The 6131-nt window shown below is 74.8% G+C and carries 5 protein-coding genes; 3 read left to right on the forward strand and 2 right to left on the reverse strand.

The features are described 5' to 3' along the window. Positions 1-94 precede the first annotated feature (94 nt). A complete protein-coding gene (locus FNH09_RS03755; protein WP_238426438.1) occupies positions 95-586 on the forward strand; it encodes a MarR family winged helix-turn-helix transcriptional regulator in 492 nt (163 codons plus the stop codon). On the opposite strand, the gene FNH09_RS03760 is transcribed toward FNH09_RS03755, so the two are convergent. Then, the gene (locus tag FNH09_RS03760; RefSeq protein ID WP_338017456.1) at positions 534-2195 is read right to left on the reverse strand and encodes a glycosyltransferase family 39 protein; all 1662 of its coding nucleotides are present in this window, start codon (positions 2193-2195) and stop codon (positions 534-536) included. The two genes, FNH09_RS03755 and FNH09_RS03760, sit on opposite strands and share 53 nt — an antisense overlap. A gap of 95 nt (positions 2196-2290) precedes the next feature. Here FNH09_RS03760 and FNH09_RS03765 point away from each other — a divergent pair, with 95 nt between their 5' ends. Further along, positions 2291-3568 carry a glycosyltransferase family 87 protein gene (locus FNH09_RS03765; protein ID WP_152885125.1) on the forward strand — a complete coding sequence of 426 codons (1278 nt, stop codon included), beginning with the start codon at positions 2291-2293 and terminating at the stop codon, positions 3566-3568. Beyond that, positions 3502-5136, forward strand: a complete 1635-nt coding sequence (locus FNH09_RS03770) for a glycosyltransferase family 2 protein (protein WP_152885128.1) — start codon at positions 3502-3504, stop codon at positions 5134-5136. The genes FNH09_RS03765 and FNH09_RS03770 overlap by 67 nt, the downstream gene beginning before the upstream one ends. Before the next feature lie 49 nt (positions 5137-5185). Here FNH09_RS03770 and FNH09_RS03775 read toward each other — a convergent pair whose 3' ends face one another. Continuing rightward, complete coding sequence (locus FNH09_RS03775; protein WP_152885130.1) at positions 5186-5824, reverse strand: TetR/AcrR family transcriptional regulator; 639 nt, start codon at positions 5822-5824, stop codon at positions 5186-5188. Positions 5825-6131 lie beyond the last annotated feature (307 nt).

Here is a 6131-nt window from a genome sequence, read left to right on the forward strand (position 1 = left end):
CCGGCGGCCCGGTCCGGCCGCCCTCACGACCACAAGTAGAGCACGCAATTCAGTTGTGCGCAATTCAATGGCTCGCAAGAGCTACTCTTGGGGCATGACGCCCACCCAGCCGCCCAGCACCGAGACCGGGGAGAACTGGCTCCGCCTCGACCGCCAGATCTGTTTCTCCCTGCACGCCGCCTCGCGCGCCTTCAACGGGGTCTACCGCGTGCTCCTCAAGGACCTCGGACTCACCTACCCGCAGTACCTCGTGATGCTGGTCCTGTGGGAGCACGGCGACCTGCCGGTGAAGAAGCTCGGCTCGTTCCTGCGTCTCGACTCCGGCACCCTGTCGCCGCTGCTCAAGCGGCTGGAGGCGGCGGGCCTGGTCACCCGGGAGCGCAGCGCGCGCGACGAGCGCTCGGTGGAGGTGCGGCTGACCGGGGCGGGCCTGGCGCTGCGGGAGCAGGCGCTCCAGGTGCCGCGCCGGATCGCCGCCGCGACCGGCTTCGGCCTCGACGAGATACGCGACCTGCACGAGCGCCTCGACCGGCTCACCACGGCCCTGGACGCGGCAGCGCTGGAGGAGACACCCGGCTGCCCGTAGCCGGGCCGCCCGCGGGCGGCGCGACGCGGGGCGGCTCGGCCGAGGACCAGCCCGCCGGGAACGGACCGGCCGGACCGGTCCGGGGCGGGCCCGCCGCGGCCGGGCGGCGTACGTAGAGGCGCAGGACGGTTCCCCCGCTGACGAACTCCCGCCGCGGCTCGCGGGGGACGAACTCCTCGTTCACCACGGTGAGCTTGAGCCGCTCGGCCGGGTCGCCCGGATACCAGCGCGAGCGCAGGACGTACGGCTCGGCGACCACCCAGAGCCGGTCGACGGCGGCCAGCCTGCGGCGCAGCACCGGCGCGTCGGCCTCGACCCCGTACAGCGTCCCGGAGGCGGGTCCCGGCACCTTCAGGGCCAGGTCGCGCCCCCGCCGGAACGCCCGCGGGTACGCCAGCGCGGGGCGCCGCCCGATGGACGGCAGGAACACCACCGGGTCGCCCGGCGCCAGTTCGCGCGCGGCGAGCGCGGCGACCGCGGTGAGGTTGTCCGGGCGGCGGCCGGGGTCGCGGTCAAGGCGGTACAGCGGCAGTTGCCCGACGAACGCGAGAGCGACGGCCGACCCGCCCACGAGGGTGACGGCGCGCGCACCGGCGGCCGTGCCCGCGCGCGGCAGGGCGCCCAGCAGCCGGTCGGCTCCGGCGGCCGCCAGCAGCGGCGCGCCGGCCAGCGCGAACAGCACGTACCGGTCGTCGTACATCGGCCGGACCTGCGACAGGGCCATCAGGAGCAGGGGCGGCAGCACCGCCAGCGGCAGCGCCACCCGGACCAGCGCGGAGCGCCGCGGCGCCGTCGCGGCCACGACGACGAGGCCGACGTACACCCACAGCGCCCCGTCCGCGCGGCCGGTGAACTGCCACAGCAGCCGCAGTGCCGCCCCGGCGTCCGGCGGTGTCAGCCACGCCACCTGACCGGCTTGCCGGCCCGAGACGAGCACCAGGGGCGACACCACCAGCAGCGCGCCGCCGGCCGCGGCCGCCCAGCGGCCCCACTCCCGTCGTGCGACCCGCGCCAGCGCGAGGGTCACGGCATGCGCGGGCAACATCAGCACCGCCAGTTCGTGCAGCAGGCCGGTACCGGCGACGAGCGCCGCGTACGGCCACCACGGCCGCCCGTCCACGGCCTTCGCCAGCCACAGCGTCGCCCCGGCCGCCCCGGCCGCGACCAGGGCGTACGAGCGGCCCTCCTGCGCGTAGTGACCGACCATCGGGGTGATGGCGTACAGCAGTCCGGCCCACAGGCCGACCCGCGGCCGGGCCAGCCTGCTGCCGAGCGCCGCGACCAGACCGGCCGCGGCGGACCCGGCGACGACGGACGGCAGCCGCAGCAGGACCTCGTCGGCGACCGCGCCGGACCCGGGTACGGCGAGGACGGCGTGCATGAAGAGGTAGTAGAGACCGTGCACCGCGTCCACCTCGTGCAGCAGCCGCCAGATCTGCGGTACCGAGCGCCGCGCGACCTGAAGGGTGACGGCCTCGTCGCGCCAGGTGCCGCCGCGGTCCAGGCCCCACAGTCCGAGCCCGAGCATGACGGCGGCGGGCACGGCCACCGCGAGGACGCCTGCCGCACCCGCCGCGCCGCCCGCCGGGCGCCTCGGCCTTTCGCTCACCACGACACCGATTTTGTACTATTAATAAGTGGTTCTTGCTCATTGACGGCGTATCACCTCATGTGCGTGACTCGCCCGGCTTACGATCCGCCGTGATGACACGTCACCACCGCCTCCTCCCCTTGGCCTCCGCCTGGCTAGTCACCCGGGCCCTGATGCTGTGGCTGCTCGCCCACGACTCCCTGCCGCTGCTGGGCGGCCGCGTCGCGCGGGAGGTGTGGCGGCTCTACCACCACTGGTACGTCGTCCTCTCGCACGGCGCCTTCCCGGCGCACGACCGGCTGTGGCAGTACCCGCCGGGCGCCGGGGCGGTCCTGCTCGCGCCCGGCCTGCTGCCCTGGCTGACGTACCTCCAGGCGTTCGTCGTCATCACCCTCGCGGCGGACGCGACGGTCACGGCGGCGCTGGCCCGCACCGGCCTGCGGCCCGGCCGCAGCCTGCTCGGGGCCGGGCTGTGGGTGGGCGCCCTGCCGCTGCTGCTGCGGCTGCCGTTCGCGCGCTACGACGTCCAGGTCACGGTGCTCGCGATGCTCGCGCTGCTCGCGCTGTCGCGCTCCACCCGGGTGTGCGGGGTGATCACGGCGCTCGCGGCGCTGGTGAAGGTGTGGCCGCTGCTGGTGCTGGTGGGGGTGGCGAAGGGGCGGGCGACCCGGTCGGCGTGGACCTGGGCGGCGGCCGCGGGAGCGGTGGTCTTCGTCTCCCTCGCGGCCCTGTTCCACAACCCGCTCGCGTTCCTGCGGCAGCAGGGCGGCCGGGGCGTGCAGGTCGAGTCCCTCGGCGGCACGGTCCTCAACCTCGCGACCCGCGCGGGCTGGCCGGGCCGGGTGCACTACCGCTACGGCTCGATGGAGTTCACCGGCCCGTACGTCGGCACCGTCGCGCACATCAGCCTCGCCCTCACCGCCGTCGCCTTCGGGCTGCTGGTGCTGTGGCGGCTACGGGCCCGGCGGTGGACCGAGGCGACACCGCTCGACGCGGCGCTGAGCGCCGTGCTGCTGTTCACCGCCACCAGCCGGGTGATCAGCCCGCAGTACATGGTCTGGCTGGTGGGCCTGGCCGCCGTGTGCCTGACCTCGCGGCACACCACCCAGCGCCCGGTGGCCTGGCTGATCGTGGCGGCCACCGCGGTGAGCACCGTCGTGTTCCCCCTCTACTACCGCGACGTCGTCGCCTCCACCTGGACCGGGTGTGCGCTGATGCTCACCCGCAACGGACTGCTGGCCACGGCCGCCGTCCTGTCGTTCGTCCGGCTGTGGCGGTCCACGCACGCCGAAACCCCCTCCTCCGCCCCGGCCCCCTGGACCTCATGGACCGCCTCGCTCCCCACCAGGTCTCCGTCGTCGTCATCGGTCACAACGACGCCGCGCATGTGACCGAAGCGGTGCGCTCGGCACTCGCGCAGGGCCCCGCCGTCCGCGAGGTCGTCGCCGTCGACGACTGCTCGACCGACGGCAGCGCCGAGCTGCTCGACCGCCTAGCGAGGACGGAACCGCGGCTGCGGGTGGTACGGCACCCGGTCAACAGCGGCGGCTGCGGCACTCCGCGCAACACCGGGCTCGACACGGTCACCACGCCGTACGTGATGTTCCTCGACAGCGACGACGTCCTGCCGCCGGGCGCGGTCGCCGCGCTGCTCACCGCGGCGGTCGAGGAGGACGCCGAGGTGGCCGGCGGGCTGTGCGTGCGCCGCGAACTGCCCTCCGGGCGCGAGGTCGCCTGGCAACAGCGCCTGTACACGGCGCGTGCCGTGGTCGGGCGCCCGGCGCAGCGCCCCCTCCTGGTCCGCGACACGCTCTGCGTCAACAAGCTCTACCGCACCGCGTTCCTGACCGCGCACGGCATCCGCTTCCCCGAGGGCGGCTTCCGCTACGAGGACTTCGTCTTCACCGCGCGCGTGTTCGCCGCGGACCCCCGCATCGTCCTCGTCCCGGACCGGGTGTACGTGTGGCACGTCCGCCGGTCCGCCGAGCGGCTGTCGATCTCCCTGGACCGCGCGGGCATCGACAACTGGCGGGCCCGCACCCGGGCGAGCCGGATCGCCCACGAGATCCTGCTGGGCGCCGGGCAGAAGGAGCTCGCGCGGGCGGCCCGCGCCAAGTTCCTCGACCACGAGCTGCGCCTGTACCTGCGCGAACTGGGGCTGCGCGACAAGTCATACCGGCGCGCCTGGTGGGCGCACACCCGGGAGTACCTCGCGACGTACGACGCCGCCGACCTCGGTCCCCGCCCCGCCGCGCCCGGCCGGCTCCTCGCGCAGGTCGTCCTGGCCTCCCCCGAACCGCGCGACCTGCCCCGGCTCGCCGAACTGGCCGCCCGCCCGGCGCGGCTGCTGCCGCCCTACGCGCGCGCGGCCGACGGCACGCCCGTCTGGTCCGCCGACCTCCCCCAGGTCACCCTGGAGTCCCTGCCGACCTGCCCGGTCCGGCTCCTTCCGGTCGCCGTCGAGGCACGGCTGCGTCCACGCGCGCGGGGCACCGTGCTGCGGCTGCGCCTGCACGAGCTGTACGGCCGGGTGGCGGCGGCGGGGCCCGAGGCGCTGGAGGTGGAGTGGCGGCCGCGCGACGGCGCGCCGGGCCGGTACGGCTGCGCACGGACCGAGGACGCCCGGTGGCGCCGTACCGTCACGCTCACCCCCGCCCCGGACGGCACCTGGACCGCCGAGACGGCCGTGGACCTGGCCGCGCTGGCGGCGTACGGCACGGGCACCTGGGACCTGCGGCTGCGGGTGCTGTTCGCGGACGGCGCGAGCCGCGAGACGACGGCGCACGCCGTCGGCGGCGCGGGTCTGCTGCGCCGCCGCGCCGTGCTGAGCGCCCGGCACGCCGTCGTCCTCGTGCAGCCCTACGCCACCCACTCCGGGGCGCTGGCCCTGCGGCTGGCTCCGGGGGCGGGGGGAATCGTCTCGGTCGCCCACGCAAGGCTGCGCCGCCTGATCGTCTGAGCGGGGACCGTGCCGCGGGGCGACGGGCGGGGAGGCGCCGCCGGGCGGATCACAGGGCCTTGAGCGCCGCCGTGGTCGCCCGGGCCAGGGCGCCCAGATATCCCTTGGGCAGCTTCGGGCTGCGGATCACCACCGAGCGCCAGTACAGCGGACCGGAGATCAGGTCGAGGGCGAGCTCCTCGTCGATGCCCGACCGGACCTCGCCGCGCCGCTTCGCCGCCGCGACGATCCCGCTGGCGACGCCCTCCTGCCCCTCGCGCAGCGTGTTCTGCACGGCCTCGGCGATCTCGGGGTTGCGGGCCGCCTCGGCCTGGAGGTCCGGGATGATCTGCGAGGCCACGGGGTGGCGCAGCGCCCGGGAGGTCATCTCGTACAGCAGTCGCAGGTCGCCCTCCAGGGACCCCGTGTCCGGGGTGGGCAGGCCCTGCACGGCGATCGCCGAGACGACGTCGAGGACCAGGTGGAGCTTGGAGCGCCAGCGGCGGTAGACCGCCGTCTTGCCGACCCCCGCCCGGCGGGCGATGCCCTCGATCGACATCCGTGCGTAGCCGACGGCCGCGAGCTCCTCGAAGACGGCCGCGCGAATGGCCTCCGTCACATCCTCGCGGAGAACAGCGGCCCCCGCCGGGGTGCGGCGGCGCGGACGCGTCTGGGACTCCTCGGCGTTCGTCGTCATGCCGAACAGCATAGGGCGTTACGACGATACGGTCCCGTCCCCACGCAAACCGCGACGGCGCAAGGCTCCCGGCCGTGAAATATCTCGGCCCGGCCTCGATACGGTCTCGTCCGCGCGTAGTTCGTCACGACGAAACGGTTGCGTTCCGACGCCAACTCGTCCTACGCTCACGTTGCGACGATACGGTGCCGTCCCGACGTGAGTAAATACACAGAAAAACGTCGGGAAACCACGGGCGACGGCCCCGGTTCCCGGCCGGACGCACCCACCCCCTCCCCCCGAACGAAAGCAGCGGATGTGAGCCAGGTCCTCCACACAC

Source organism: Streptomyces adustus (genome assembly GCF_009377175.1).
Classification (GTDB): Bacteria; Actinomycetota; Actinomycetes; order Streptomycetales; family Streptomycetaceae; genus Streptomyces; species Streptomyces adustus.

Coding starts and splice junctions, on each gene's coding strand:
- FNH09_RS03755 (WP_238426438.1), top strand. CDS start 95: ATGACGCCCACCCAGCCGCCCAGCACCGAGACCGGGGAGAACTGGCTC.
- FNH09_RS03765 (WP_152885125.1), top strand. CDS start 2,291: ATGACACGTCACCACCGCCTCCTCCCCTTGGCCTCCGCCTGGCTAGTC.
- FNH09_RS03770 (WP_152885128.1), top strand. CDS start 3,502: ATGGACCGCCTCGCTCCCCACCAGGTCTCCGTCGTCGTCATCGGTCAC.
- FNH09_RS03775 (WP_152885130.1), bottom strand. CDS start 5,824: ATGCTGTTCGGCATGACGACGAACGCCGAGGAGTCCCAGACGCGTCCG.